Raw genomic sequence first — 673 nt, 5'->3', positions numbered from 1 at the left:
CCGCACTGTCCCTGAAGATACCGTATGTCCCCTCTGCGGTGCTCCGCATGAGTACCTCTATGATAACTCCGGTGGTCGCGGTCAGTTCAAATGCAAGATCTGCGGTCAAACCTTTGTCAACGGTGAGAAAGTAGCGACTCCTCTAAAACTCCAGTGCCCCTACTGCGGCCATGCCCTGCAGCCGGTCAAAGACCGTAAACATTTCCGTGTCCACAAATGCGTCAATGACAACTGCTCCTATTACAAACGGAACCTGAAAAAGCTTCCAAAATCAGAATACTGGAAGTACAAGCTGCGGTATCTCTACCGGGAGTTCTCCGTGAACTTCTTCGATATGGATCTGAATCAGCTCCCCAAATGGGCAACCTTTTTCAAGTATAAAAAGAACAATGCCTATATTATGGGATTATGCCTCACCTACCGGGTGAACCTCAAGCTGTCTCTCCGCCAAACTGTACAAGCCCTGAAAGAAATCCATGGAATTGAAATCTCACACACCATGGTAAACAACTATGCCAAAACTGCTGCTGTCCTCATACGGCCTTTCGTGGATTCCTATGACTACAATCCTTCCCATGAACTGGCTGCCCAACAGTTTAAGCTCGAAAAGGATTGGGACGTCTTCATCACCCAGGTCATCGGTCTTACAAATGACGATGAAGTGTCGAAAAAA

General features: G+C 47.5%; 1 pseudogene. It reads left to right on the top strand.

The features are described 5' to 3' along the window. Nucleotides 1-673: pseudogene (locus OCV99_RS17955) on the top strand (hypothetical protein); the annotation flags it as partial.

It is taken from the genome of Dorea acetigenes (genome assembly GCF_025567385.1).
Taxonomy (GTDB): domain Bacteria; phylum Bacillota; class Clostridia; order Lachnospirales; family Lachnospiraceae; genus Claveliimonas; species Claveliimonas acetigenes.
The sequence above is the reverse complement of the archived record's forward strand: the minus strand, read 5'-3'. Positions and strand labels throughout refer to the sequence as shown.